Source organism: Neobacillus citreus, assembly GCF_018343545.2.
Classification (GTDB): domain Bacteria; phylum Bacillota; class Bacilli; order Bacillales; family Cytobacillaceae; genus Neobacillus; species Neobacillus citreus.
This window is the reverse complement of the sequence record NZ_JAGYPE020000002.1, coordinates 140567-166447: the sequence shown is the minus strand read 5'-3', so window position 1 is coordinate 166447 and position 25881 is coordinate 140567. Positions and strand designations below refer to the sequence as shown.

Genomic DNA, 25881 nt, shown 5'->3' with positions numbered 1-25881 from the left:
AACTTCTCGATTTAAACTATAGAGTAATGTTACGACGAATTTTACCATTCGTAAAATACATATTTAGAATGGTTTTCATAACTCAAAGTTATAATGATTCATTCAAAATAAAGTCAATAAAGGTTCTTCCTGCACTGGAAATATAGCGGTCTTTTTTGGTAATGACGGCAAGCTTCCATAGGATGACTGGCCTGAGGGTAATGATTTTTAAATCCCTATTCATTAACCGATTGCAAATGGATTGTGGAAGAACGGTGATCCCCAGGTTGGCTGCCACCATTTCCGACATCAGGTCCCATTGCGTACTTTTAAATAAGATCTTCGGCTCAAAACCACCAGCTATAAAGAATTGATTCCTTAAGATCTGATTTAATGAAAATTCTTCATGGTAAAAGATAAATTCCTCATCTGCTAATTCCTTGATCTCTACTTGTTTACGGGCAGCAAGGTGATGGTCTTTGTGAACCACCAGCATCATTTCTTCCTCTACAATCGGGTAAACTTGAAAATCCTGCTCATCAATCGGCAGAACGGTAACACCAAGCTCAAATTCCCCTTCATCAACGCTCTTGACAACCCTCGCTCCACCGTACTCGGTAATATTTAATTTGATATTTGGAAATTCCTGATGAAACTTAGCCATCACTTTTGGAAAAAATAAACTTCCGATAAACGGCGGCAAGCCAATGTTAATTTCGCCTCTCTTCAAATCTGTCATATCATTTAATGTCGTGGTCATTTCATCAAGCAGGCCAGAAATTTTCTGGGCATATTCTAGCACCACATTCCCAGCGTCTGTGAGATTCGTTGTCTTATTGCTGCGGATAATCAAGGTCATGCCAAGCTCTTCTTCTAAAGCCATAATCGATTTACTCAAGGCAGGCTGTGAAATATGCACACTCTCCGCTGCCTTAGTAATACTTTTGTGCTTAGCTGCCTCCATAAAAAGATTTAATTGGCGTAACTCCATCAAAACACCCCATCTTAAGGATTCTTTAGAAGGATTTTAACATATCTGCAGTATTACCAATACGATTGAATAACAAAAATACCGCTTAGCAACGACTAGCGGTATCCCCTTATTTCGCTAATTCAGGTGTAATGATCCGTTCAGAGTTTGTATAAATATTTAAGGCATTATTCCGGATAAATCCAACCGTTGTAATCCCCAGTTCTTTAGCCAATCTTAATGCAAGTTCTGTTGGGGCCGATTTTGATAGAACCATGCCGCATCTAATTTTTGCTACTTTTAATAATACCTCCGAGGAAATGCGCCCACTAAAGGCAATCACTTTGTCTTCGATGGAAATATGATGCTTCAGACAGTAGCCGTAAATTTTATCCAAAGCATTATGTCTGCCAATGTCCGTCCGCGCTACAATAATGCCATTTCCATCACATAATGCGGCGTTATGGACACCGCCCGTATCTTGAAAAATGGTAGAGGATTCCTGCAGCATCTCCATCAGACGGAAGCAGTTGTCGACGGTCAGCACTTTGCTTTTCACTTCAATCGGCTTAACTGTTCTGGCATCATTATAAAAATAAAAACTCTGCCGGCTTTTCCCGCAGCACGATGTTACAATGCGCTTGGAGTGGAACATTTCATTCAACTTATTCACTCGATGTGTTGTTACGATTGCTTTCCCTAGTTTTTCAATCACTTGCAGTTCCTTTATATCCTCATAGCGGCCGATTATCCCCTCTGACGCCAAAAATCCGATGACAAGTTCCTCAATATCCTCCGGACTGCATACGAGGGTGGCAAATTCTTGGTCATTTAACATAATCGTGATCGGATATTCCGTCACAACCACATCCTCGACAAGCTGCACAACACCATTTTCATATCGCAGCACTTGGTTTGTTACCTGCATTTGCTGGTCCATTCTCCCTGTCTCCCTTGTTCCCTCATTTACCTTTTTGATCAATTGATTTATCAAAAACAAAAACAGTCATGGCGATATCTTCGTCAATATTAATATCGGAAAATAGCCGCAGCACTTTTGCTCCCATTAAGGTTTCAAACTTATCCACAACCTCTTGTCTCTTATAGATTTCCTTTACCAACTTGGTCCGAGCCTCATGAACGGTTTGTTTTCCTTGTTCAGAGTTAATCATAAACTTCTCTACATTCGTAAGGTTGCCTTTCATTTCACTAATCGCCCAGTTTTCCACGAATCGGGTGCTAATTTCTTTTGGGCCGTTTCCAACGTACTCTTTTCTGATTTCCCGAACCAGCATACTAAATTGGTGTTCTAAATTTTTACCCATTATCGACTTCCCCTTCATTTGTCGTTTCAGAATAGTTTTCGATTAAAACAGGGAAACCCCTTCTTTTTAAATCATCAAATGGGTTTCCCCCTCCTTTTAATCCTTTAAGCCTTCCCCGACACCCTTCAAGAGATTCAAACCAAAACCAATTGCTCGATTGATATCCGGATCGTTCAATACCTTCAATAAATCTAGTATACCTACTTTTGAATTAGACTGAAGCCCTTGATCTGCTTTTTCCAACCCTTTTGCAACGCCATTCATCAGTTTTTGTGTCATTTTGGGATCAAGCGTCGTCAAAGCGCCACCTGCTGCCATCGCATTATTGATGAGATTCGTGACAGGCTCTCGTGTCATTTGGCCAACCGCAATTTTTGCCACTGTCTCTTTGGCTTTGACGAGACTGTTCATGGCCTCTAAAATGCCGCTGTTGTGAAGCTCCTGCAACAGTTGAAGCGTATCCAGCAGGGAATCTTTATTTTGCGCAACCTCGGAGATAAGACTCTCCAAGGATTGCGCTTTTTGTTGCTCTTCTGTCAATTCTACCTTTTTAATGATTTTAATTGGCTGAGCCATTATGCGTTCCTCCTGTCATACAGGCCAGGCTGTACATATTCATTGACACTTGAAATTGGCACATAATCGCCGCGTTCCCATTTCCGGTAAATCTCAAGACCCAGCTGCGGCGTCCGTGTGGCGTTGCGCGGGTTGAATCTTGGAAGCGGATTTTCTCCCTTGATTTCCAGCACTTCCATTCGCACTTTCGTTTGTTTATATGCAGGTGTATGGGTCACGACATCGACTGCCCCGCCCGTCAGTAAATTAACCGCACTCTCATGACTGGAGGAGTGCATTGGAACATATACAGTTTTTCCTTCCACACGGTCTGTGACGAGAACTGGCAGACGAATCGCACCATACGGTGAAACAAGGCGGACAAGCGTGCCATCCTTCACCCCGCGCTCTTTGGCAAGCTCAGGTGAAACCTCGACAAAGACTTTCGGGAACTTGTACTGAAGCCCCTCAGATTTATGCGTTAGGTTCCCTTCATGGAAATGTTCCAGCAAACGCCCGTTATCAAGCGACAAGTCGAACTCAGCCGGGAATTCCACCGGAGGTACATAGTCAAACAAACCAAACCGAGCCTTCTTGTCAGGGAAGTTAAAGCCGTTCAGATAAAGAACAGGTGTGTCAGTCCCGTCCGGCGATCCCCATGTAAAGCTGTTCCAGCCTTCAAGAACGTCGTAATTACAATGTGTAAAAAATGGATTTAAGCCAGCCATTTCAGAAAAAATCTCACTTGGATGCGTGTAGTTCCAGTTAAAGCCCATGCGGTTCGCAACCTGCATGAGGATCCACCAGTCAGGCTTGCTGTCGCCTGTTGTTTCTAGCGCCTTATACAAACGCTGGACTCGGCGCTCTGTATTGGTGAACGTCCCGTCTTTTTCAAGGGAAGGCACCCCTGGTAAAATCACATCAGCAAATTGAGCCGTTGTCGTTAAGAAGATTTCTTGAACCACAAGGAAATCAAGCTTCGCAAGCATCGCTTGTGTATGGTTGGAATCAGCATCCACCCAGGCCATATCCTCACCGACAATATACATGCCTTTTAATTCGCCTTTATCAATTGCTTCAAGCATTTCGATATTATCGAGCCCCGGCTGTGCTGGCAGTGTTACTCCATAAGCCTTTTCAAATTTGGTACGAACCTCGTCATTAGCTACTTGCTGATACCCTGGGTAAATATTTGGCATGGTTCCCATGTCACTTGCACCTTGGACGTTGTTATGACCACGGAGTGGGAATGCCCCTGCATTACGGCGCATCATGTTTCCTGTTGCAAGAAGAAGGTTGGCAATGGCAACAGATGTATGCGAACCAGCGATATTTTGCGTGACGCCCATTCCCCAGCAAATGGCGGTCCCGTCGGCTTCATGAATCATTTCAGCGATTTGGATTAATGCCTCTTGCGAGATGTCAGTCATTCTTTCTGCTTCTTCGAGCGTATAAGGAGTAATCATATTTAAGAATTCATCATAATGGTTGACATGCTTTTGAATGAACGCTTCATCATGCCAGCCTTGGTCAATGATGTATTTTGTTACAGCAGACAGCCATACATAATCCGTCCCTTGTCTTGGACGCACAAACAAATCAGCGCGATCGGCCATTTCATGTTTGCGGACATCGATGGTGATTAGCTTTTGTCCGTGAAGCTTATGCGCACGCTTAATCCGTGTGGCAAGAACAGGGTGTCCCTCTGCCGGAGCACAGCCTACTAAAATGACTAGTCCCGCGCCCGCGATGTCTTGAATCGTTGCGGAATCACCACCAATGCCGCCGGTTTGCTGCAAGCCCCAAGAAGCAGGAGATTGGCAGTAACGGGAGCAGTTGTCCACGTTGTTAGTGCCGAATACCTGCCGGCTTAATTTTTGAATCAAGTAATTCTCTTCATTCGTGATTTTTGAAGAAGCAATAAATCCAAGTGCATCGCTGCCGTACGTATCTTTAATGCCGCCCAATTTTTCTGCCACAAGATCTAAGGCTTCATCCCAAGAGGCTTCAACAAACACATCGCCCTTGCGGATTAAAGGAGTGGTAATCCGTTCTTTTGAATTAACAAAATCCCAGCCGAATTTCCCTTTTACACATGTAGATACACTGTTGACTGGTGCATTTTCGGATGGTTCAATTTTTAAAATCTCATGATCTTTTGTCCACACTTCAAATGAGCAGCCTACGCCGCAGAAGGTACAAACCGTTTTTGTTTTCTCAATGCGTGTTTCTCGCATGGCAGCTTCGACTTCGGAAACAGCAAAGATGGTTTGGTAATCCGGCTCTACCGCTTTGACAAGGTCAATCATTGGTGTCAGTAAATCATCTTCAATTCCTGTCATGAATCCAGCATTACCTAACATGGATTTTTCCATTAAGGCATTACATGGACAAACCGTGACACACTGACCGCAGGAAACGCAGGAGGATTCATTGATGCTTTTACCGCCATCCCATAATACACGTGGCTGCTGGGTCTCCCAGTCAATCGTCAATGTTTCATTGACCTGCAGGTCTTGGCAGGTTTCCACACAGCGTCCGCACAAAATACATTGGTCCGGGTCGTAGCGATAAAATGGATGAGACATATCCACTTCATACCCCTTAGAGCGGTGCGGACGTGTTTGATGCTCGACTCCCATCATTTCCGCTGTATTATGGACACGGCAATTGCCATTGTTGTTGTCGCAGACCGTACAGTATAATAAGTGGTTTTCCAGAATCCGATCCATCGCTTCTTCCTGGGCCTTTTTCGCCACTTCAGACGCGGTCAGGATATTCATTCCTTCCTCCACGATAGTCGAACAGGCCCTCATAATGCTGCCGTTCACCTCACACATACAGGTATCACAGCTTTGGACTGGCCCAAGAATTTCTGAATAACAAACATGTGGATGCTGGATATCTTGTGAAATAAGGTAATCCAAGATTCGCGTTCCCGCCTCAATCTCACGGGCGGTTCCATTAATAAACACATTCACTTTTTCCGACAAAATACGTCCCTCCTAAACACAAAAAACCCCCATAAAACAGTTGCTATACCTAATTGGTATAAACCGTTTCATGGGGGGAGAATTTCTGAGCATATTTTATATACTAGCGATCATTCCCGCCATATTATTTGTGAGCACGCAGGAAATCAAAGCAACAACTGTTACCTGATTTCAATGCATTCTTCACTAATTTTAAACATTAACACTATGAATATATCATAAATTTGTATTTTTTGCGAACTAAAGCAAGTTAGATTGCTAGACGGCTTTCTTTATGTTGTTTAATGCTTGCGAAGCATTAGTCCGTAATGCCTCTTTATATACCATCCAGTAGATCAAAGCCACGAAAATTCCTCCGCCAATGGCATTGCCAATAAATACCGGAACTAAGTTAGCAAAATAATCGGTCCAGCTAAGGCTGCCAGCAAAAATGGCCGCTGGAATCACGAACATATTGGCCACGACGTGCTGGAAACCGATTGCAACGAATCCCATGATAGGGAACCAAATCGCAAACATTTTTCCACCAATGTCTTCAGCACCAAATGCCATCCACACTGCTAAACAGACTAGCCAGTTACAGCCGACTGCAGAAATTAATGCTTGAACAAAGGTTTCCGCTGTTTTTGCTTGGGCGATTGCCACTGTTTTTTCCAAAAATGGTCCTGTTTCTGTCAAGCCGACTACATGGCCAAAGAAATAAGCCACAAAGATAGCACCGACAAAGTTACTGACAACAATCAGCAGCCAATTTCTCATCAGCTGTAAGGTCGTTGCCCGCTTAGCCAATACCGCCATCGGCAATGCCATCATATTTCCCGTCAGCAGTTCACCGCCGGCAATAATGATCAGCATGAGGCCGACCGGGAACACCGAAGCGCCGAGAAATGACCCGAATGACCCCCATTCTTTTGGCAAATTGCCAATCACACGTATGTCTAATAGAAAGCCCAATGCGATAAACGCTCCACCTAAGAAACCTAACAGCAGGGCATGACGAATCGGCATTACTGCTTTCTTCGCGCCCGCTGCAACTACTTTTCGGGCAATTTGATCAGGACTATGAAATGCCATATGTTTTCCTCCATTATGTACTCTTTTAAAAATAAAAATAGCCCACCATAAAGCGGTTTCATGCAAATAAATTCACATAAACCGTTTATGATGGGCTAATATTCTAAGCATTAAAAAATACTAGAAATCCTTCCCGCCAATATAAAACAGAATAACAGAATGAAAGTGCAACACCATGTTACATTTCATCAATGAACATTCTATTTCTTCATAACATTTTATAAGATAACATATTTCTTATTTTTTGTGAACATTTTGTGACTTTTTTATCTTAAAATACTACTCTTCCACATATGGAATTGTCAGCGGCCCAAGCGGTAAAACAGCAACGGTCATATTCTCGCCATAAACCTGTTTAAGTTCTTCGAGGGTTTTCTCAATATTGAGTGTCGGCTTAAGCATGGCGCCCTTCACCTGTTCGTCTGTTAGCTTAGAATAAACGTAGACATCTGACCAAACCTGGATGACCGCCTGCTTTTGCACCTGCCATTGGTCAAACATTTTAAATTCTGGACTATTGATGAGATCAAGCAACCCTTGCGGTGTGTCGGCGAGTTCGAAAATTTTCGCATAATTCCCATGGCTTGGCAGTCCATCTGAGCATTCCGAAGCGACGATAATGGCCCCGCCTTTTTTGACAATCTTCTGTGCGGCACTCATTCCTTTAACGGCCTGGTACAGATTCTGGTCAAGCGGGTAGCCGGAATTTGAGGTGATGACGACATCAAACCGCTCATCACACCGGACCATGGCGTGTTCTTTGACGAAGGCACAGCCCTGATCGTGAGCCTCGTAAAGCTCTCCGGCAAATACGTTTGTGATTTCTTTTTGTTTATTCAGTGTAACATTTAACATAAAATGCGGTTTGCAAAGGCCATTAATTTCCCTTGTCATGTCCTGGACTGGGTTATTGACCATATTTCCCCATGTAGCAAGAGGGTCGCCAATCATTCTGGCGTTGTGGAACGTCATGATCGTATCAATCCCGGCAATACCCGGCATGATTCCTTTTGGTCCACCGGAGAAACCGGCGAAAAAGTGCGGTTCAATAAATCCTGTGACAATCCGGAAATCGACTTCTACGTAGTCTTTATTGAGATACACATCACAACCAAATTTGCTTTTGCCAAGGTTGACCTGTGTGCTTTTGTCATGACAGTTATTATTGATAATCCTGATATTGTCGACAACCCAGTCACCGAGCATCTGCACAAACTCTTCCCTGGTTTGATCGCGGTGAGTCCCTGTTCCATTGATCACCACGAAATTCTCCAATGGCACATGGTTCAATTCTTCTATTAACATTGGGACAAGGATATGGTTTGGGGTCGGTCTCGTAATATCGCTTATGATAATGGCAACAGTATCTGTCGCTTTGACCATTTTTTTTAAAGGAGGTGTTCCAATCGGATTCCTTAATGCCTGTTTAATCGCTTCCACTTCATTTTCCATTGCAGGAAGGTCTTTAGGTTCTACGATAAATGAATGATCCGGTACTTCTATGTCCATTCCGGTTTGGCCATATAGCAGGTTTGTTTTCATGTATATCCACTCCTTGGAAAACGATTCGTCCATATATGGCCTAATTATACTTTTTCTAATTCTGAAATTCATCTAATATGTTATAAAATTTAAAATATTCTATTTTTCGGGCATAAAAGCTAAAAAAAAGGATGAAGACCATTTGTCCTCATCCTGCAACTTTAACAATCACCATGTTTATTTGGATGTAATGGCGGCGGGATCAGCCAGCCTTTTTCTTTGTTTAACCGAAGAACTTTTCCGCCAAGCGCTGCCTTTTGGTTATGGATTTGCACATACATCATGGCTATATCTTCCCTAATGGATTTACCGATAATTTGGCTGCAAGTCACTAATCCTGCAGCTATATCGGCCGAAAGTACGGCTGCAATAGCGGGATCCGGAACGCGCGCTCCAACCGGAATATCCTCTAAGCAAGCTTCAGGTGGTTCGGGTGACGCTGGAGGTAAACCAATTCCGTTTTCCTTTAAAAGTTCTTCCACTTGTTTCTTTTCCTGCTGACAAAGTTCAATGGCTTCTTTTAATAATTTTTTTAAATCGTCGTCACCCGCATGGTTTATCATCGTTTGATAACCTGCAATCATACCATTACCAGCTAGAACAGATGCCCAAAGGTCAAATGCCTCTCCATAATGCATTGGCTCTTCCTTAGGATTTCCACTCAAAATACCCATTGCAAACCTCCTCAAATTATAAGAAAAATAATTCATTCTCGTGCCACCTTTCCTAAAGCACATTCAATAGCTTTTCCCATAATCCCAAAAAAATGAGGCATGGGGACGGTTCTTTTGCCTCATTTTCTCGGCCGTCTAACATTTTAGACGAACCCATCTCATATCGTTTAAATCATTTTGTAATATATTATCGTCGCATCCAGATTCCCATTTTCAGACAATGCATATTTAGGAATCCGTCCTGCTTGAATATACCCAAAAGAAGTATAAAGTCTATTAGAAGGATCTCCTTCCCTCGTATCAAGAACGATTAATGTTCTCCCCATTTGTTTAGCCGTTTCGTGAGCCTTCTCCATTAATAACCGGCCAATTCCATTCCTGCGATAATTCGGATGTGTCATCAGTTTGGCAATTTCCGCCCGATGTTTGCCGTTCTGCTTTGAACACAGATGTAATTGCACACTTCCGGCAATGACATTATTAATCTTAGCAACAAATAAGATCACCTCAGGATTTAAGACAGATTCCCAATACTTCCTTGCCACGTTTTCCTCTAATGGCGGTAAAAACCCAATCGAAGCACCATCCTCAACAACTTGAATAAGAAGTGCTGAGAGTTCGTTCAAATGTTCCTCAATAGAGATGCATCTCTCTATTTTTATGTTCTTGCTAACTTCTAAACCATTTTCCATAAAAAATCCCCCAATCCCTATTTATAAAATATGGATCAAATGTATCAAATATAAAGGTTGTTACATATTCCTTTGTCAGAAAATCTTACATATTTTTTCTATTACGACTAGTGAGACTCCTTACCTAAACAGAAAAAGAGCTGCCTCAGCAGCTCTATATGACTTTATAGACTGTTGAATTTGAGATCCTGCATCCGGTGCTAAGCAACACTATGTAATATGAAAAACAGCAAGATTCCAGCTATAAAAAACAGGGGGGTGCTTTTAAATGTCCCTCGATTAATTAAAGGTAATAACATAGCCCCGCTGAGATACAGAAAAATCCCTGCTGTTACGGATAAGCCCATCGCGACAATCGTTTCTTGAAAGTCCTTCATTTCCGATAGCAAAACCGCAATTCCTGCTCCGAGCCAAGTAAAAAGCCCCTGAATGACAAGATAGATGGCTGTTTTTTTGCGGCCATTTAAAAAGGCGAGCATAACCGAAGTATAGGAAAGCCCTTCCGGTATTTTATGGATCACCAGTGCAATCGTAACAAAAATACCTAATTCAAAAGAAGAGGCATAGCTAATACCAATCGATAATCCCTCAAAAAAATTATGGAGCAGCATTCCTATTGTTAGTCCCGTTGCCCCAGACTTCCCACTGTTTTCTACCCCATTTTTCCCATGAAAAGTTCCTGGCAGAAAAATAAAATACATAATAAGAAAACCAAGCATCACGAACAAACTGCTGTCATGAAAGTCTTCTAAGGCATGAGGAATTAAATGTAAAAGAGCGATCGATAATAACAGGCCAGCGCTAAGAGCAACCAATGACAATAATGTTCTTTCCGGCCAATTTTTTCGAATTAAAACGAGAAATCCGCCAAGAATATAGGCTAGAGATGAGATTAAAACAACGAGGAACACAGTAGTGGTCAAGATAATCCTCCCCTTTTTTGTTTATTCCCCATTATGTATTCACCGTCTTGAAAAAAGATTACCAATAAAAAATGAGGTGCCCTCAAAGAACACCTCATTTTTTACTTGTTATTAATAAAAGCTAGCCCCGACGATAATTAAAAGAATAAACAATACTACAATTAATACAAATGGGCTAAAGCCGCCATACCCGAAACCGTAGCCATAACCACCGCAACCGCACCAGCCGCACATAATTAAGTCACCTCTCAAATTGGTTTAATTATTCTTATGCAGCCGTGACGATAAACGTAAATGCGAATATAATAGCCTTTTAAAAATGGATGTTTGTCCTGCTTGGTTTACAATTGCTTATTTTTTCAAAAATGGCGGACTGGTCATAGTTTCCCTTTCCCGCACACGTTTCACGGACAGGAAGACCATCAGGAAAATCGCGATTAACATATAGGCGCTGCCGCCAATTAACCCCAAGGTTCGTGGTGTCAGGTATTCTAAAGCGGCCCCTGATAAAAGCATCGAAACACCCAATAATGGATTGCCAATGGATGCCAATAACCCAAACATAGTTCCCTGGTGTTCCTCAGGAATTTCCTTCATCAGAACCGTATCAAAACAGGCATTCCCAATCCCCGACATAAACGCGGCCCCGCAAAACACGAGAAATGCTGCAGCTATGTAATGGGTTTGGCTTAATACTACTAGGAAAGCCCCCTCGAGCATGAGACTGGCCAACCCAATCCCAAGGATATTTTTTCGCAGACGGTTGGCGACAGAAAAGCTTAACGTTAAACCAATCCCCAACGCCCCATAAAACAGCCCTACACCTACATCACCCAAATGGTACTCCTGTATGGCATACACGGTAATAAGGACATTATCAATGCCGTTCATGGACGCAATGACCACTTCACAGAAAAGAAGAATTTGGACCGGGACGGACAATATGATTACCTTTTTTAAGGTTGGAATCAGCTTTTCCCTTTGCTGCAGCTTTTCATCCTGAAGGGAGTTTTTTTCAGGAAATGTGATCGAAGATAAAATAATTGCTGCACCTAAAAAGGAGGCAGCATTAATCAAAAATGTTAACCCCGCTCCAAATAAGTAGGAAACAATCCCCCCTGAAAAAGCACCAACAATTAGGACAATCCCAACCAATACTTGTTCAAGACTATTTATTTTTAACAGATGCTCTTTGTTGACAAGAAGCGGTATCGCAGATTTTCTCGCTGGCGCATAAACAGCCTCGCCCACCGCTAACATGAAGGTACTGACATAAACAATCCAAAGATCCTCTTTCCCATGAACCAATAGAAACGACAAGGCAAACACGATGCGGATGAGGTCAGTTGCCACTAAAATAGTTTTTCTTGAAAAACGGTCTGCCAGCCTTCCCCCGATTGGGGCGAAAATAACAAAGGGCAATAGCCGAATCGCTAGCGTCATGCCGACTGCAAAGCCTGACCCTGTTAACTGGATTGCAAGCGCTAATACAGCAACGGAACTGAAGCGGTCGCCGATTCCATTTACGACACCGGCGAGAAATAATCTCCGGTATTGTTTTTCCTTTTTTATAAAGGAAAGAGCCATCTTCCTCATCTCCTTTCACCCTTATCTAATTTCGCACCTATCTAATTAGTTTTACAAAAAAATTTATTTCAACCACCAAACCTCAACCGGATTTAACTCATATTGATTATTTTCACGGTACATAAATTGGCACATAATAAGTTCGCGACGTAACGTAGCGTAATCCTCATGATACTGCTTTAAATATTCGTTAATTTCCTTTTCTTGATAAACTTTACCCAGTTCCAGCCCTTTGATCATATGCTCAAGCACAACAAGCTTTTTCTTTCGCTGCGCAGGGTAGGTTTTCAGTTTTCCTTCTTTGGTGAAGAAGTTTTTAATGATTGCTTCCCTATCCTCCGCTGTCACCGACATTTCCAATTCTGCTCCGCCTCCCGTTCCAACATTCAAAATAGCCTTAGCACTCATCTCTAATATTTTTGTGTTAAGAGAAAAATAAATGGTATTTTTATCACGCCGCTCTTTTATCAGCCCCACCTCTCTAAGTTTTGCCATATGGTGGGTTATCGTTGGCGGTTTAAGCCCCAGCTTACCGGCAATCGCCTGCCCGTGCAACGGCCCCTGTTGAAGCAAAGCGACAATCTTGATCCTGGTAAGGTCACCAAGGGCTTTATGAAATTCCACGATTTTGTTTAATTGCATGTTTAAATCCACCTACTTTAATATTTATCTAATTAGATATTATTCGAATTTGGTTTCATTTGCAATAGGCGAATGGAATTTTTTTCAAGAATAAAACCAATAAAAAAACCCACCACTCGGGCAGGTTTTTTAAACATTACAATTAATGTCTGCATTTCGGACAAGGCTGCAAGTGTTCCTTCACAGCTCCGCATGAAGCGCATTGATCGGTGTCCTGTTGACTCTTTTTCATTTTCCATTGGTCGTATGTTAAATGTCCTGCGCTGTCGTCGTTTAAATACTTAATATAATCATTACCATAGATATACATCAAAGGTATCACCTCCATTGCTCATTACAATGTATGCGCTTACATATATGAAAAACACTAAAATTGCAGAATTAAATGAAAACTCGCCGATTGGCGAGTAGGACGGTTCATGAGGCGTAGTTGAATTTATAACTTCCTATTAGCTAAAAAAAACTATCTTTCTATGTATTTTTACAAAAAAGATAGTTTTTCTGGATAGTCTTTTTTATTATTTTTTAACAGGTGTACACACAGCAAATAAATTTTCAGACGGGTCAGTCACATTGATTTCAACAATCTTAAATCCGCCATTTCCTAGATCTTTGCCCTCGTTCTTAATTGGTGTTAATACTTGGTTGTTATTCATCGTCCATACTTCCTTCCTACGTAATTTCTCACACAGAAGCTAATATATGACGATTGTTAAAAAATGTGCATACTTTTTTGTAAAATTTGTCTATGCCGAACAGGAGTTTTCACTTGAAATTATGGTATTATTTTCTAAAGAATAGAGGGTCATAAAGGAGGTAGCTTGAATGGTTGAATCTTGGAAAATAGCTGTAATTAGGGAAACCCTAAATAAACGTGTAATATCCCTCCCTGATGGTTCGTCTGTACCGATTTTAGGGCAGGGAACCTGGAATATGGGCGAAAATAGCCGTACAAAAGAGCAGGAAGTAAAAGCCCTTCAGCTTGGCATTGAACTCGGAATGACGTTAATTGATACAGCGGAAATGTACGGAAATGGCGGTGCAGAGCAAGTTGTTGGTGAAGCGATAAAAGGACTCAGAGATAGAGTGTTTCTGGTCTCCAAGGTCTATCCTCATAACGCTGGAAAAAATAAAATCACCGAAGCCTGTGAAAACAGTTTAAGACGGCTGCAAACAGATCATTTGGATTTGTACCTTTTACATTGGCGGGGCCAGATTCCACTTGAGGAAACCTTCGAAGGGATGGAGAAACTTAAAATAGAAGGAAAAATTCTGCGCTGGGGTGTTTCCAACTTTGACACAGAAGATATGGATGAATTAGTTGCCTCCGCAAACGGGACAAATTGTATCACCAATCAGGTATTATACCATCTAGGCTCACGAGGGATTGAATTTGATTTGCTGCCGTGGCAAAAGCAGCATCAAATGCCCATAATGGCCTATAGCCCGATCGCCCAGGGAGGTTCCTTAAGACGACAGCTACTGCGTGATTCTACCATTCTGGATATCGCCCACAGTCACAATGTGCAGCCCTTGCAGATTGTGCTAGCCTGGTGTATCCGTTCCAATCAGGTGATTGCCATTCCAAAAGCTGGCCAACCGGAACACGTCATGCAAAATGCGGCGGCTGCTTGCATTGAATTAACAACAGAGGAATTAGCTAGACTTGACGAGGTTTTCCCAGCTCCCACCAGAAAAGTTCCTCTTGATATTATTTAAAAACGTAAAATGCCAGGCAGCTTTCCTTTTTCGGATGCCGACTGGCATTTTTTCTATTATTTATGATGTCTGAACCGTGCCTCTGCCAAAACCATCTTTCTACTAAATGGTTTTATATTTAATTTCTCCCTTAGTGTTGACACCATCACGGAACTGATCAGCCAAAAAAGCAGACCGAGCAGCATGCTTAGCGGCCAATTATGGGTCAGTTTTAAGAACAGCCAGACGGTCGCTGCACAAATAATGCCGCCAATCATGCCATAAACAGAACCGCCTGCAATTTTCGCTGCATTCTTCGTGCCGGAAGTAACCCCTGCCATTAAGACGGCCGTAATCATCACAGCCGGAAACGCGGCGAATATTCCCCCTAGGATTTCCCATGGTGAAACCACAATTATTAAATAGCTGGCCATAACGGCGGCCCCGCCAAGTAGAAAACGTAAAAGTAAATCTTTTGTCATTGTTAACACCCTTTCCTAATTGACCGTGATGGCAACCACTATGATAGAAACTGCCAGCCAGCAGCCTAACGCCTCGATGAGTCCTTTTTTCCAGCCATGTTTTTTTAATAGCAATCCGGCCGTGGCAGCCACAAATATATTAATTCCCATCCCCACTATAGCTCCTTTTGAGAGCATAATAGATTGGGAAATGAGAGCGTCACCTTTCAGGTCTAGTCCCGCCGTCAGTAATGCCGCTAAAAATACAGCAGGAAAGGCTGCGAATATTCCCCCTGCCTTTTCGCCCAATCTTCTTGCCACAATTGTTGAAGCGACAACCGCCAAGCCCCCTAAAATAAATCTTATGAGTAAAGCACTAACGGAAAGTCCACCCATCCTTATCACCTGTCCATATTACATATATTTGTGAATAATTTCACATATTTACTCGATATGTTTATTTTACTCCTTTTTATCCGCAGCTCATGTGAACATTTCATTAACATTTTTGAAGCGCTATCAAGTTCTAAATAGGTACCAAAAGCAAAACGACCAAATTCTTGAAAAATTCGGTCGTACAAAATACGGGTTTAAGTTTCATAATATAGTTATATAGGTTATAGCCATTCATCCGGAACCGAACTATTATCAGCGATTGCAAAGGCTGCCTCTGCTATGGCCGCCGCTAACGTATTGCCCGTTTCGCATACATCATTAAAACATGCCTGGAGTGCTCCGTCTGTTTTATATGTAAACCCTAACTCTTTCAATCTTTCAACGATTAGCATCGCGTGCTCCAGGTTTTGCTCGGGTTGAAACTCGTCTACAGGTATGAAAATTCCCTTTTCAAAATCATACCAGCGATCCCATCTATTTAACTTCCAGCCTAGTATTCTGCGCGCAATTATTTCAGTTTTGTTCATAGCCACATTACTCCCCTATCCTCAATAGATTTTCCTATTTTACCATTTTCATATTCAGAAGCCTGTATCAATTTTCACACATACTAAATTGATTTTGACAATTTATTAACTGTCCTAAAGGCCTTAATATACTGCAAGCGAATATACGTATTTATCACTACCCGAGTTACACTCACATACTTTATTTATGATAAATTTTTTAAAACAACAATATGAACTCAAAAATAAATCAGAATGGAGAAAGGGATGGAGGTATGGAGATGAAAGGTCAGCACCTCATCGTGGATGCCTACGATTGTCGGGCGGAGCTCTTAAATAACGCTGATGAATTAAAAACCCTGATGCTTGATACCCTCAGGGAGCTGGAATTGGAAATTCTGCTTGCTTGCTTCCATTCCTTTTCACCTCAAGGAGTAACGGGAATCATCGCGATTTCGACCTCCCATTTTTCCATTCATACCTGGCCCGAATACGGGTATGCAGCCTTCGATTTATATACCTGCTCCCCTCAGGATACCTGGCCAGTCTTAAGAAAATTCCTTAGAAAAATCGGTGCCGGGCGGGCCACCGCTATTGAAATTGAAAGAGGTATGGAAAGGCAGATTTCTCCTATATATTCAAGTGAGCCACATCCGAGGCTGACAGCCAGCAGGCGCCCGGGAAATGCATGGGACATGAAAATTCTTAAGGAAATCAAGAATGGCGGGCACCATATCCTTTACCAGGGTTCGAGTGAGCACAATGACATTTTGCTTGTCGAGGCAAAGGACCTGCGATTGTACCTAAATGAAGAATTCCAGTTTTCTTCGCTGGATGAAAGACATTACCACGAGGCATTGGTCCTGCCAGCAATGGAACTCGCAAAATCAAGGAAACGGGTGCTGATTTTAGGCGGCGGGGATGGCCTTGCTGTTAGGGAGGTCATCAAATATCATGATGTCGTTCATATCGACCTTGTTGAAATTGACCCGATGATTATTAAGCTGGCGGCAAATGAACCGGCATTTGTTGATGTGAATGAGGGTTCGTTAAAGGATAACCGCCTGCAGATGCATATTATGGATGCGAAGCAGTACTTACTGGGGGAAATGAAGGGATATGACGTCATCATTATTGATTTTCCAGATCCCGTCGACCCTGAAACCAGCTTATTATACACGAAAGAGTTATATGAGCATGTTGGATGGCACTTAAACCCCGAAGGAGTCATCGCTTGTCAGGCCACTTCCCCGGGAGACAATCCACGAGTTTATTGGAGTATCGCTAAAACATTGCAGGCTGCAGGCTTCAAAACGGAGGCCTTTTATTTAGTGGTGCCTTCTTTCGGAATGTGGGGATTCCACATAGCGCAACGCGACAATTTTGTGAAAAAATGGCCGCAAATCTCGGTTCCACATGAAGCCATTGAAACAAACACGGCCCCTTTGTTTCATCTTCCCCCAAAGTTCCACCCGCCCAATACCGGCTTGATTATAAACAGCAGAAATAACCTTAAGTTGCATGAACTTTATCAGCAAGAAATGGGGAATATTTAATGCTGGGAATAAAAAAATGCGATTGACATCATCTGCAATCGCATTTCTTATTTTTGGCTGCAATCGAACTATCATTCTTTGAACGGAATAGGTAATTACCGATTGGCACTCGTCAGTATTCCTCAAACATCTTTATGGCTGTGTCGGCTGAGTTGGTTCATACGCAATCCGCCATTTTTTATTGGCGATTTCTTTAAGGCCTCTGCGAATCATTAAGAAAACGACAACCCATGAAGAAACCATAAGAAAGATATGTCCGAATGGGGACATGCCTTTAATCGGTGTATCCCATAAAGCGTGCATCGCTACGACCAGAAGGAAAACAAATAAAAAGTACGGCTTAACCAATAGTGAAAAATCGAATTTTTGATCGCCTTGTGCTTTGCAGAAAGCCCCACCTGTCAATGCCGCCCAGGCCACATGCCCGCCGGGAGCTAAAACACTGCGCCAGAGGATCGTCGTATAAAGGTGTTCGAAACTCCCTCCTGTTAACAGGCTTCTTAACGCATAGCCTGCTGTTTCAAACGCGGCAAAGCCTGCTCCCACTGCTGCCCCCACCAAAAGCCCATTTAGCATGTACCTGTATTTGTGGTTTCGAACAAACCAGATAACAGTCATCACTTTGGCCACTTCCTCCACAATACCAATTGTGATGGGGTTGATGTTGTTTTTTACAAGATTAAAAAACACTAGTGCAACCAGCATCGAGAGGATGCCGCCAATCAAGACCACATAAATGACCCTATAAAAAGCAATATTTTGCGGTGCATTCATTTCCCAGAAGAACATCAGCGTTGTAATAGGGACCGCAAAAGCACCAATAATGATGAGACCCGGTAAAAAGTTAAAATTATGGAACACGGTGACACCTATGTGCATGCCTAAAAATGCAAGCAGGGCAATCAAAAATACTCTTGCAAAAAGCCAAGGCTTTGGCCATGTTTCCTTTACTTCTTCAATCTTCGGTGTTGTGATTGCTGTACCGACAATGAATAGCCTATCCGCCTCCAGCGTGCTATGCTTTCGAAACACCCTTGAAAAAATGTTTTGAAATTTAGGTTCTACCGAACGCAGCTGCTTCGGCATCGCATCCACGTAAGAGGCAAACTCGTAAAATAAACTGTCTGGATCCGGGTCTGTATTTCCACCCAGTTTAAAGTTTTTTCCGCAGTTGAGGCAGTACCTGACCCCCTCCGGATTCGAATATACGCAGTCCGGGCAATTCAATTAGCATCCCCCTCTTGATAAAATGACTGAAATTGGATGTTTAACTTGTTTTTACTATGCCCGTTAACTGCATACAAAATTATTTTTTTATAATGAAGATTATTTATCTAAGCTCTTTTCCAAACCCGTAACACGTAACCGCCGCAGCCGCACTGGTCGATAAACTTCACATCAATTTCCGCACCGAACCTAGAAAACAATTCCTCTGTTAAATACTCTTCAGGATTCCCAAAGCCGGCAGGCGTGACGACATTAACATAAAATCCTTTCACTGTCTGTTTTACAGCATCAATCGCATCTGCAATAACCAATTCCTTATCGTTTTCATATTCCTCATGCTCTAATGAGATTGACCAGTTCTTTTCCATTACATTCACCTCTTCCTTCTATTTTAAAATGAACCACGCCGGCAAGAGGTGATTTTCATCACGCATCATTTTCAACTAAAAAAGGGCACTTTTTGCAGCGCCCCTTTTCAAGTTATTTTTTTGTTTTTTCTAAAGCTTGTAATGCTACCTTTTCAAGTCCAGTTTGGGCAAATTCCACATCCGTTTTCGGCATTGCAGGATTAAACTGTTTTTGTTTGTTCTTCTTTTTAGACATTTTTTCATCATCCTTTTCGATTCATATAGTCATACTAAAAAGAATGCCTGTCCGGCACTTCCTTCTTATTTTGCGTTCTTTCATGAAGGCTATGCTAATTAGGTAATGCCTCAGCACTTCCCTACAAGCGGCATTTTTGCATCCCAATTTGGGAACTGATATAGTTTTATTACATTATGTTAAATTTGGAGGTATATCGCATGTTAATAGAAATGTGGACTGACTTCGCTTGACCATTTTGCTATATTGGCAAAAAGCGTCTGGAGGACGCTATTCAGAAGGTAAATTTCCCTGTCGAGGTTGTATACCGCTGCTTTGAACTCGATCCAACATCGAAGCGGGATGTAGACTATAATATTTATGAAGCTTTATCAAAAAAATATGGCATGAGCGTGGAGCAAGCCAAAGCCAATAGCCGTAACTTAGAAAAAATGGCTGCTGAGGTTGGATTAGAGTTTAACTTTGACACACAAATTCTAACCAACACTTTTGATGCTCACAGATTAGTGATGTTCGCCAACAAACAAGGCCTCATGCATGAAATGACCGACCGCATCCTGCGTGCTTATTTTACAGAGGGAAAACATATCGGGGATCATACTACACTCGTGCAGCTGGCGGAGGAAGTTGGTTTAAACGGCGAATCTGTTAAAGAAATGCTATCCAGCACTGACATGAGCGGGGAAGTCCGCGAAGACGAAGGTCTCGCTGCGCAATACGGCATCCGCAGCATCCCATTTTTCATATTAAACAAAAAATACTCGCTTACTGGGGCCCAGCCGACCGAAACATTTATCCAAGCTTTGAATCAGATTAAAGCAGAAGAATCAGCCATTACGGATTTGGGTGACCAGGACGGCGGTCTAAGCTGTGACGAGAACGGGTGCGAAATTCCTAAAAAATAGATCCATGAAAAATTAAGGTCCGAAGCCATTTTGGTTTCGGACCTTAGTTTTTTCTAATATTCCGGAAATGTAATGGATGATTCCATCATTCATTTAATCGTTAAAATCCGAAGCATCATTGTAATCATAACGGAATCCATCTTTTTGAGCGGACCTGTTTTCGGTTAAATTACTGACGGCGTTACTTGCGGCGTCTACTGTTTTCATAGCTGCATTCTCGGTTGCTTCTAAAGCATTGTGCACTGTTTCAAATGCGGACCCTGCCGTATTTTTAATACTTTGGGAAATGCTATTATCATTATGTTGATTATTTCTTTGATTTGCCAATCTAATCACCTCCTAAACAAACTTAGGATATGTTAGAAAGGTTTTATTATTCAGTCTTTAAAAGTTCAAGTCTTATCAGAATTTGCCCTCATTCTTGCATCCAATAATTTAAAAGCATCCGTTAATTTTTCATGAGGAAGTTTCTCGTACAAATCCCCAATACTAACTTCAAAATAACTGATCGTCTCCGTCACTTCTCTTACATAGCTTGATAACCCCACATCGGCATCCTTACAGATTTCCGTTAATATCAGCTCCATCACTTCTTTTGGGGCATCGAAATGGACGTGAAACATATTTGAAACCGGCACTTCCGGCTTAGTGGAGACGCCATAACACTGATTATAAAATCCAGCGAGCTCTTTTGCTTCCTCATAATACTGCTTCATTTTCCCAATCCGTTTTTCAAAATAATAATCGGCACTCAGATAATACGGATAAAGACTGATTAGATCCCCGCCATGGCGTCTTTTCCACACCTTGGATTTCTCAATAAAGTCATTATCACCTGCCAGAACCGCACCAGCAATCCCGCCAATTCCTTTGTAAAAAGAAATATACACACTGTCGAAAAAGCTGCAAATTTCCGCAGCGTTTTTTTCATAATAAGGAAGAATTTCAAACAGTCGTGCCCCGTCCAAATGCAGCATGATTCCTTTTTCTTTGCAATAAGCAGAAATCGCCTCGAGTGTTTGATAGTCAGGCAGCAGCCCGCCTATTTCCCTTTGTGGCAATTCCAAAAGTACACAAGCAACCTCTTCCTTCATGCCTGTTACATCTTCAAATTCGATGACTCTAGTTTTATCTGCTAACAAAACGGATTCAATCTGATGGAGCTCCTTTAATCCGTCCTCTTCATGCACCTCTAAATGGCACAACGGATGGTAGGCGACCTTTTTTAAGCCTTTTTCATCACACCAAATTCGCATCGTGATTTGCTGCGCCATTGTCCCGCTTGGAAAAAATACCGCAGCCTCTTTTCCCAAAACAGACGCCATTTTTTCCTGGAAGTCCTCTATCAACTTCCCCTTCCCATACATTTCACTTTCAAGCTGTCCATCAAGGTTTTCAAAGGCTTCCTTCAAAACTTGGATTTTTCTAGGACCATGGCCGTTCACTTGAAATGGAGTTTCTTTATATGCATCCTGCAATCTATTCATATTTCCTGCTCCCTTTGTGATGAACTAAAGATTCAACTTCATTATACATTTATCTACGAACCTAAACTCTTTTTTTCTTTGACAAAAACAAACTGCTCCGGAGCCTGGTTACCTGTCTTACGAACCGATGTTTGAACTAGTGTCTTCTTTTGTTTCATATACGATATACCTGCTATATTTTCTTCCAGTTCTTTTTTGATCATATTGACAATCTGGATAATCACGAAGAATCCTAAAATAGTGAACGAAATGGTCCAGGGATACTGGATGAAATCATATAAACTTTGTCCAATTAAACCTGCCCACTCATTTGACACGGATGCAGGTTTCGGCGGCGGATCATCATACCCTACAATTCCACCAACCGTTTGGCCCCCTAGATAAAGGCCGAAGATACCTAGATGCATGGTTACCTGTAAAGTAGTTAATAATTGTTGAACCGTAAATAGAATGCCATAGGAGCGAAAATAAGGGAAGAAATGTCTTTTTAAAATATGATACCTGCCCGCTCCCATCAACAAAGAAGTTGTAATGAACGATTTGGTTTTTAACTCCTCAATCAAGTCAGTCGTAAATACTAAAACTGATGGAATGCCTAGCAATATCAGCATCAGAATTTGATAGGTAACGACAGTGGATAGCGGCCTTTCAATATGGGCCATGACTGGCATCATCAATACTATCCCTAGAAAAGTAGCCGGAACAAATCGAAAGACAGTAAAAATATCAATGACATATTTTTTTAACCATGGTGCCCAAAGTGAGATAAAAACGCCTAAAAGTCCACCGATGATTACTCTAAGGAAAGCCACACCAATGGCTGTGATTAAAGTGAATTTTGCCGCATATAGCAAAAGCAATAACAGATCTTGGCCATTCCGGTCTGTTCCGAAAATATGCTCTGCAGAAGGCGGAAACGGGGCACGACCTATGACCTTTCCCGCTTCGTTGACAATCAGGCCATTTTTATCAAAATCGGCCGGTCCATACAACGGGTATAGGAAACTTGCGATGAGCAGAAGAAGCAGAATTGCTGAGCCGATGGTGGTTTTTCGGAAACCTCTCATATGCTTGCACTCTCCTTTCTGTTTACAGCTTTGATAGCAAATAGACTAAGCACCTCAATCACTAAAAGCGGCAAAATAAATAACAGCAGACAGATGACTAGTCCAAGGAAACTGCCGCCTCTCATGACGATCAATTGAAGGATTCCTGTTAACCCTGGAAGGGTAAACAGGAATTCAATTAAAAATATATTAGAGAGAATGACCCAAATACTCGTTCTTAATTGCAAAATAAATAACGGAAAAGTGTTGCGAAGCATATGTACAATCAGAATTCTTAATGAACTAAGCCCTTTTGCCCTGCTATATTGAACATAATCCTTTACCTTCTCTTCCTCCAGTACCTTTATGATAAACTGAGCAAACAGCATCGCTGGAAGAAAGGAAACCGTGACAACAGGGACCACATAAGGTCTTGCACCAAATACTCCGTAAAGCTGCAAAAACTTCAAACCCGTTTCTCTATATAGCGTAATAACAAAGAACTGAATGATAAAAATAACCATTAAATCAGGAACGCCTTCAAAAAAGTTAATTCCGCGCTTTATAAATCCACCGATTTTTTTCGGCATTATATGGACAAACATGGCAGCCAACAGTCCAAATACAATAACAGCTACCAGCGATGAAGCGAATATTGAAATGGTATAAGCATAACCTTCCGGCAGACTTTGCTCATTAAACAGGTCTATGTAACTTGTGTCTCCAAACTGAATTAATTGTTGAATATTCTCTTGCACATACTTCCAAAAAGTATCCGGGTGTAACGTTAAGGTGTTACCAATTCCAATTAACGATGGCAGATTAAAGACAAAAAGAAACCCGAAAACCATCAAAACCAGCCGAACCGGCCACTCTATTAACCTTTTCAATCCATCACCTCTAGCTTGGGCTATACACTGCCCGCTTTTTCTGCATAAATATGCTCCAAAGTAATTAGACGTAAATAGATGCAGTTTCGTTTACAAAATTTTGAAATTTTTTAAAAAAACATAAAAAAACTGGGAATTTCTATTCCCAGCACGTTGTTCCTATTCTCTTGGTATTTCTATACAGGCTGCCTTTTATTAATCAAGGCTTTCGAAATTCCGACAATGCATTGTTCGCCGGTTTGTTTGACGACCGACTGTTTGACTGTGACGACACCGGTGCCATTCCCTTTATCCTGGAGATCGATGACTTCTAGTTCGACATGGATGGTATCGTGAATAAAGACAGGCTGGATAAAGCGCAGTTTATCAATGCCGTAATTTGCCACCACGATTTTCGGATCCATCTTTGTTAAACCCACCGCAAACGACAGCACCAGCATTCCATGGGCAATTCTTTGCTTAAAAATTGTATTTTTTGCATATTCAATATCCGTATGAAGCGGATAATAGTCTCCTGTCAGGGCGGAAAACATGACAAGATCTGTTTCCGTAATCGTCCTACCACGTGACTCCCACTTTTCACCTAGTTCAAAATGATCAAAGTATTTATCGTACACCTATATCACCCTTTCGAATTGTTTTGCCTTAAGACGGTTTTTAATATTTTTCCGGTCGCATTACGAGGCAGTGCCTCGACAATTTCCAGCTGCTTCGGCATTTTAAAGCGAGCAATTTTTCCATCAAGGAATTGTATCAAGTCTGTGACTGTTAACGTTTGGCTGTGATCCTTTAAGGCGACCACCGCTTTTATCGATTCGCCCCATTTTTCGTCCGGATATCCAATAATTGCGGCCTCGCGGATATTCGGATGCCGGTACAGAACCTGCTCAATTTCAATTGGATATACGTTCTCCCCGCCGGTAATGATCATGTCCTTCTTGCGGTCGACAATATAAATAAACCCATCCTCATCAAATTTGGCTAAGTCGCCTGTGTAGAACCAGCCGTTTCGAATCGCCTCTTTCGTTTCGTCCGGTTTATTCCAATAGCCAACCATCACATTCGGACCATTCACAATCAGCTCTCCCACCTCGCCTGGCCGCACATCCCGGTCAAGCGGGTCGACTATGCGAACTGTGGTGTGCATTGGTTCTTTCCCGACCGAGCCATTCTTGCGGATGGTATTCTCTTTATCTAGAATACTGACAAACGGAGCCGTTTCCGTCAGCCCAAATCCCTCATAAAACGGAATTCCCCGTTTTTGGAAAAATTCAATCACGGTAATCGGACAAGGCGCCCCGCCGGAAACGGCGAATTGAAGCGACGAAATATCGTAGGCATCAAAATTAGGAACACTCATTAACGCCTGCCACATCGCCGGGACTAGGAATAAGGTGGTTACCTGTTCATCATTGATTTTTTGTAAAATTCTCACCGGGTCAAAACCATCAATTAAAATATTTGCGCCACCCTTATAGATTAGCGGCAACGTAAACACGCTCATACCGCCAATATGGAACAGCGGCGCCGCGGCAAGCGTCGTATCAGAATAATCAACAGGGGTATTGTGGATGAAGTTAATAGCATTCCATTGGGTATTACCGTGGCTTAACATTGCCCCTTTCGGCCTGCCGGTTGTGCCAGACGTGTACATCATTAAATGGATGTCATCGATCCCAATCTCAAAGCCAGGCTCAACCGGTGACGCTTCCTCCAGCAACTTTTCATAAAGCAAATCATCATAATGCGGTTGGTTCCCGACGTGGATGTATTCAAGCAAACTGGATTTCATCGTTCGCAGCTGATCTACCAGCGGCCTCATCCGGCTGTCATAAATAAAATGATAGGCCCTTGAATCATTGACAATATAATGGACTTCTTCGGCACTTAAACGGAAGTTGATGGGCACAAAGATAGCGCCAATTTTCGCGCAGGCAAACACCGCTTCGAGCATTTCATTCGTGTTAAGAAGCAGGGCATCGACCCGATCGCCCTTCCTTACCCCTAAGGAAAGAAGGGCATTAGCCAGCCGATTGACCCGTTCATTAAATTCTAAGTACGTAAACCGTTTTTCGTTATAGACAAGCGCCAGTCTATCCGGACGGACCTTACAATGTTTCACAAGCCAATTTCCGATTCCCTGAACCATA

General features: G+C 42.1%; 29 protein-coding genes. 3 read left to right on the top strand and 26 right to left on the bottom strand.

Annotated elements, in window-relative coordinates; translation table 11 throughout:
- Window positions 1–88: 88 nt before the first annotated feature.
- The 14 genes from KHB02_RS02455 to KHB02_RS02390 form a co-directional block, all read right to left on the bottom strand.
- On the bottom strand, window positions 89–970 hold the full coding sequence (locus KHB02_RS02455; protein WP_213145480.1) for a LysR substrate-binding domain-containing protein: 882 nt from the start codon (window positions 968–970) through the stop codon (window positions 89–91).
- A 109-nt stretch (window positions 971–1079) separates the two neighbouring features.
- Window positions 1080–1889, bottom strand: coding sequence for a formate dehydrogenase accessory sulfurtransferase FdhD (fdhD, locus tag KHB02_RS02450; RefSeq protein ID WP_213145479.1), 810 nt, complete (start codon window positions 1887–1889; stop codon window positions 1080–1082).
- Window positions 1890–1911: 22 nt separating this feature from the next.
- Window positions 1912–2274 (bottom strand): Na-translocating system protein MpsC family protein, encoded by a 363-nt coding sequence (locus KHB02_RS02445; protein WP_213145478.1) that lies wholly within the window; start codon window positions 2272–2274, stop codon window positions 1912–1914.
- Between the two features lie 96 nt (window positions 2275–2370).
- Complete coding sequence (locus tag KHB02_RS02440; RefSeq protein WP_213145477.1) at window positions 2371–2850, bottom strand: helical membrane plugin domain-containing protein; 480 nt, start codon at window positions 2848–2850, stop codon at window positions 2371–2373.
- The gene (gene fdhF / locus KHB02_RS02435; RefSeq protein ID WP_213145476.1) at window positions 2850–5822 is read right to left on the bottom strand and encodes a formate dehydrogenase subunit alpha; all 2973 of its coding nucleotides are present in this window, start codon (window positions 5820–5822) and stop codon (window positions 2850–2852) included. The genes KHB02_RS02440 and fdhF overlap by 1 nt, the downstream gene beginning before the upstream one ends.
- A gap of 258 nt (window positions 5823–6080) precedes the next feature.
- A complete protein-coding gene (locus KHB02_RS02430; RefSeq protein WP_213145475.1) occupies window positions 6081–6896 on the bottom strand; it encodes a formate/nitrite transporter family protein in 816 nt (271 codons plus the stop codon).
- Window positions 6897–7175: 279 nt separating this feature from the next.
- The gene (gene larA / locus KHB02_RS02425; RefSeq protein ID WP_213145474.1) at window positions 7176–8438 is read right to left on the bottom strand and encodes a nickel-dependent lactate racemase; all 1263 of its coding nucleotides are present in this window, start codon (window positions 8436–8438) and stop codon (window positions 7176–7178) included.
- Window positions 8439–8599: 161 nt separating this feature from the next.
- On the bottom strand, window positions 8600–9112 hold the full coding sequence (locus tag KHB02_RS02420; protein WP_213146034.1) for a DUF3231 family protein: 513 nt from the start codon (window positions 9110–9112) through the stop codon (window positions 8600–8602).
- 167 nt (window positions 9113–9279) lie between these two features.
- The gene (locus KHB02_RS02415) at window positions 9280–9804 is read right to left on the bottom strand and encodes a GNAT family N-acetyltransferase (protein ID WP_213145473.1); all 525 of its coding nucleotides are present in this window, start codon (window positions 9802–9804) and stop codon (window positions 9280–9282) included.
- Window positions 9805–10004: 200 nt separating this feature from the next.
- Entirely contained in the window at window positions 10005–10727 is a 723-nt protein-coding gene (locus tag KHB02_RS02410; protein WP_213145472.1) for a ZIP family metal transporter, read from the bottom strand.
- A gap of 111 nt (window positions 10728–10838) precedes the next feature.
- On the bottom strand, window positions 10839–10961 hold the full coding sequence (locus KHB02_RS02405; RefSeq protein ID WP_213119029.1) for a YjcZ family sporulation protein: 123 nt from the start codon (window positions 10959–10961) through the stop codon (window positions 10839–10841).
- A 117-nt stretch (window positions 10962–11078) separates the two neighbouring features.
- The gene (locus KHB02_RS02400; RefSeq protein WP_241113675.1) at window positions 11079–12323 is read right to left on the bottom strand and encodes an MFS transporter; all 1245 of its coding nucleotides are present in this window, start codon (window positions 12321–12323) and stop codon (window positions 11079–11081) included.
- 54 nt (window positions 12324–12377) lie between these two features.
- Window positions 12378–12956 (bottom strand): DUF2087 domain-containing protein, encoded by a 579-nt coding sequence (locus KHB02_RS02395; protein WP_213145470.1) that lies wholly within the window; start codon window positions 12954–12956, stop codon window positions 12378–12380.
- Window positions 12957–13474: 518 nt separating this feature from the next.
- Entirely contained in the window at window positions 13475–13612 is a 138-nt protein-coding gene (locus KHB02_RS02390; protein WP_213145469.1) for a hypothetical protein, read from the bottom strand.
- A 169-nt stretch (window positions 13613–13781) separates the two neighbouring features.
- Here KHB02_RS02390 and KHB02_RS02385 point away from each other — a divergent pair, with 169 nt between their 5' ends.
- Window positions 13782–14675 (top strand): aldo/keto reductase, encoded by an 894-nt coding sequence (locus tag KHB02_RS02385; RefSeq protein WP_213145468.1) that lies wholly within the window; start codon window positions 13782–13784, stop codon window positions 14673–14675.
- A 56-nt stretch (window positions 14676–14731) separates the two neighbouring features.
- Here the strand turns inward: KHB02_RS02385 and KHB02_RS02380 are convergent, their stop codons facing one another.
- From KHB02_RS02380 to KHB02_RS02370, 3 genes are all read right to left on the bottom strand, one after another.
- A complete protein-coding gene (locus tag KHB02_RS02380; RefSeq protein ID WP_213145467.1) occupies window positions 14732–15136 on the bottom strand; it encodes a DUF3147 family protein in 405 nt (134 codons plus the stop codon).
- A 15-nt stretch (window positions 15137–15151) separates the two neighbouring features.
- Window positions 15152–15511, bottom strand: a complete 360-nt coding sequence (locus tag KHB02_RS02375) for a DUF3147 family protein (protein ID WP_213145466.1) — start codon at window positions 15509–15511, stop codon at window positions 15152–15154.
- A 221-nt stretch (window positions 15512–15732) separates the two neighbouring features.
- On the bottom strand, window positions 15733–16038 hold the full coding sequence (locus tag KHB02_RS02370; protein WP_213145465.1) for a BC1872 family protein: 306 nt from the start codon (window positions 16036–16038) through the stop codon (window positions 15733–15735).
- Window positions 16039–16298: 260 nt separating this feature from the next.
- Between KHB02_RS02370 and speD the strand changes: the two genes are divergently transcribed.
- Window positions 16299–17573 (top strand): adenosylmethionine decarboxylase, encoded by a 1275-nt coding sequence (gene speD / locus KHB02_RS02365; RefSeq protein ID WP_213145464.1) that lies wholly within the window; start codon window positions 16299–16301, stop codon window positions 17571–17573.
- Between the two features lie 132 nt (window positions 17574–17705).
- Here the strand turns inward: speD and KHB02_RS02360 are convergent, their stop codons facing one another.
- The 3 genes from KHB02_RS02360 to KHB02_RS29705 form a co-directional block, all read right to left on the bottom strand.
- A complete protein-coding gene (locus KHB02_RS02360; RefSeq protein WP_213145463.1) occupies window positions 17706–18800 on the bottom strand; it encodes a PrsW family glutamic-type intramembrane protease in 1095 nt (364 codons plus the stop codon).
- Window positions 18801–18907: 107 nt separating this feature from the next.
- Complete coding sequence (locus KHB02_RS02355; protein WP_213145462.1) at window positions 18908–19168, bottom strand: CGCGG family putative rSAM-modified RiPP protein; 261 nt, start codon at window positions 19166–19168, stop codon at window positions 18908–18910.
- 112 nt (window positions 19169–19280) lie between these two features.
- Window positions 19281–19403 (bottom strand): hypothetical protein, encoded by a 123-nt coding sequence (locus KHB02_RS29705; protein ID WP_277398148.1) that lies wholly within the window; start codon window positions 19401–19403, stop codon window positions 19281–19283.
- A gap of 245 nt (window positions 19404–19648) precedes the next feature.
- Between KHB02_RS29705 and KHB02_RS02350 the strand changes: the two genes are divergently transcribed.
- Entirely contained in the window at window positions 19649–20308 is a 660-nt protein-coding gene (locus KHB02_RS02350) for a DsbA family oxidoreductase (RefSeq protein ID WP_338088255.1), read from the top strand.
- Between the two features lie 93 nt (window positions 20309–20401).
- Here the strand turns inward: KHB02_RS02350 and KHB02_RS02345 are convergent, their stop codons facing one another.
- The 6 genes from KHB02_RS02345 to KHB02_RS02320 form a co-directional block, all read right to left on the bottom strand.
- Complete coding sequence (locus KHB02_RS02345; protein WP_213145460.1) at window positions 20402–20635, bottom strand: hypothetical protein; 234 nt, start codon at window positions 20633–20635, stop codon at window positions 20402–20404.
- Between the two features lie 65 nt (window positions 20636–20700).
- Entirely contained in the window at window positions 20701–21795 is a 1095-nt protein-coding gene (locus KHB02_RS02340) for a threonine aldolase family protein (protein WP_213145459.1), read from the bottom strand.
- Between the two features lie 53 nt (window positions 21796–21848).
- Complete coding sequence (locus tag KHB02_RS02335) at window positions 21849–22862, bottom strand: hypothetical protein (protein WP_213145458.1); 1014 nt, start codon at window positions 22860–22862, stop codon at window positions 21849–21851.
- Entirely contained in the window at window positions 22859–23731 is an 873-nt protein-coding gene (locus KHB02_RS02330; protein ID WP_213145457.1) for an ABC transporter permease subunit, read from the bottom strand. The genes KHB02_RS02335 and KHB02_RS02330 overlap by 4 nt, the downstream gene beginning before the upstream one ends.
- Before the next feature lie 176 nt (window positions 23732–23907).
- A complete protein-coding gene (locus tag KHB02_RS02325; protein ID WP_213145456.1) occupies window positions 23908–24348 on the bottom strand; it encodes a MaoC/PaaZ C-terminal domain-containing protein in 441 nt (146 codons plus the stop codon).
- A gap of 5 nt (window positions 24349–24353) precedes the next feature.
- Entirely contained in the window at window positions 24354–25880 is a 1527-nt protein-coding gene (locus tag KHB02_RS02320; protein WP_213145455.1) for an acyl-CoA synthetase, read from the bottom strand.
- Window position 25881: the final 1 nt, after the last annotated feature.

Bases quoted from the DNA above. Each gene is read 5' to 3' on its own strand.
- KHB02_RS02455 (WP_213145480.1), bottom strand. From the start codon at position 970: ATGGAGTTACGCCAATTAAATCTTTTTATGGAGGCAGCTAAGCACAAA.
- fdhD (WP_213145479.1), bottom strand. From the start codon at position 1,889: ATGGACCAGCAAATGCAGGTAACAAACCAAGTGCTGCGATATGAAAAT.
- KHB02_RS02445 (WP_213145478.1), bottom strand. From the start codon at position 2,274: ATGGGTAAAAATTTAGAACACCAATTTAGTATGCTGGTTCGGGAAATC.
- KHB02_RS02440 (WP_213145477.1), bottom strand. From the start codon at position 2,850: ATGGCTCAGCCAATTAAAATCATTAAAAAGGTAGAATTGACAGAAGAG.
- KHB02_RS02430 (WP_213145475.1), bottom strand. From the start codon at position 6,896: ATGGCATTTCATAGTCCTGATCAAATTGCCCGAAAAGTAGTTGCAGCG.
- larA (WP_213145474.1), bottom strand. From the start codon at position 8,438: ATGAAAACAAACCTGCTATATGGCCAAACCGGAATGGACATAGAAGTA.
- KHB02_RS02420 (WP_213146034.1), bottom strand. From the start codon at position 9,112: ATGGGTATTTTGAGTGGAAATCCTAAGGAAGAGCCAATGCATTATGGA.
- KHB02_RS02415 (WP_213145473.1), bottom strand. From the start codon at position 9,804: ATGGAAAATGGTTTAGAAGTTAGCAAGAACATAAAAATAGAGAGATGC.
- KHB02_RS02405 (WP_213119029.1), bottom strand. From the start codon at position 10,961: ATGTGCGGCTGGTGCGGTTGCGGTGGTTATGGCTACGGTTTCGGGTAT.
- KHB02_RS02400 (WP_241113675.1), bottom strand. From the start codon at position 12,323: ATGAGGAAGATGGCTCTTTCCTTTATAAAAAAGGAAAAACAATACCGG.
- KHB02_RS02395 (WP_213145470.1), bottom strand. From the start codon at position 12,956: ATGCAATTAAACAAAATCGTGGAATTTCATAAAGCCCTTGGTGACCTT.
- KHB02_RS02390 (WP_213145469.1), bottom strand. From the start codon at position 13,612: ATGAATAACAACCAAGTATTAACACCAATTAAGAACGAGGGCAAAGAT.
- KHB02_RS02385 (WP_213145468.1), top strand. From the start codon at position 13,782: ATGGTTGAATCTTGGAAAATAGCTGTAATTAGGGAAACCCTAAATAAA.
- KHB02_RS02380 (WP_213145467.1), bottom strand. From the start codon at position 15,136: ATGACAAAAGATTTACTTTTACGTTTTCTACTTGGCGGGGCCGCCGTT.
- KHB02_RS02375 (WP_213145466.1), bottom strand. From the start codon at position 15,511: ATGGGTGGACTTTCCGTTAGTGCTTTACTCATAAGATTTATTTTAGGG.
- KHB02_RS02370 (WP_213145465.1), bottom strand. From the start codon at position 16,038: ATGAACAAAACTGAAATAATTGCGCGCAGAATACTAGGCTGGAAGTTA.
- speD (WP_213145464.1), top strand. From the start codon at position 16,299: ATGAAAGGTCAGCACCTCATCGTGGATGCCTACGATTGTCGGGCGGAG.
- KHB02_RS02355 (WP_213145462.1), bottom strand. From the start codon at position 19,168: ATGGAAAAGAACTGGTCAATCTCATTAGAGCATGAGGAATATGAAAAC.
- KHB02_RS29705 (WP_277398148.1), bottom strand. From the start codon at position 19,403: ATGTCTAAAAAGAAGAACAAACAAAAACAGTTTAATCCTGCAATGCCG.
- KHB02_RS02340 (WP_213145459.1), bottom strand. From the start codon at position 21,795: ATGAATAGATTGCAGGATGCATATAAAGAAACTCCATTTCAAGTGAAC.
- KHB02_RS02335 (WP_213145458.1), bottom strand. From the start codon at position 22,862: ATGAGAGGTTTCCGAAAAACCACCATCGGCTCAGCAATTCTGCTTCTT.
- KHB02_RS02320 (WP_213145455.1), bottom strand. From the start codon at position 25,880: ATGGTTCAGGGAATCGGAAATTGGCTTGTGAAACATTGTAAGGTCCGT.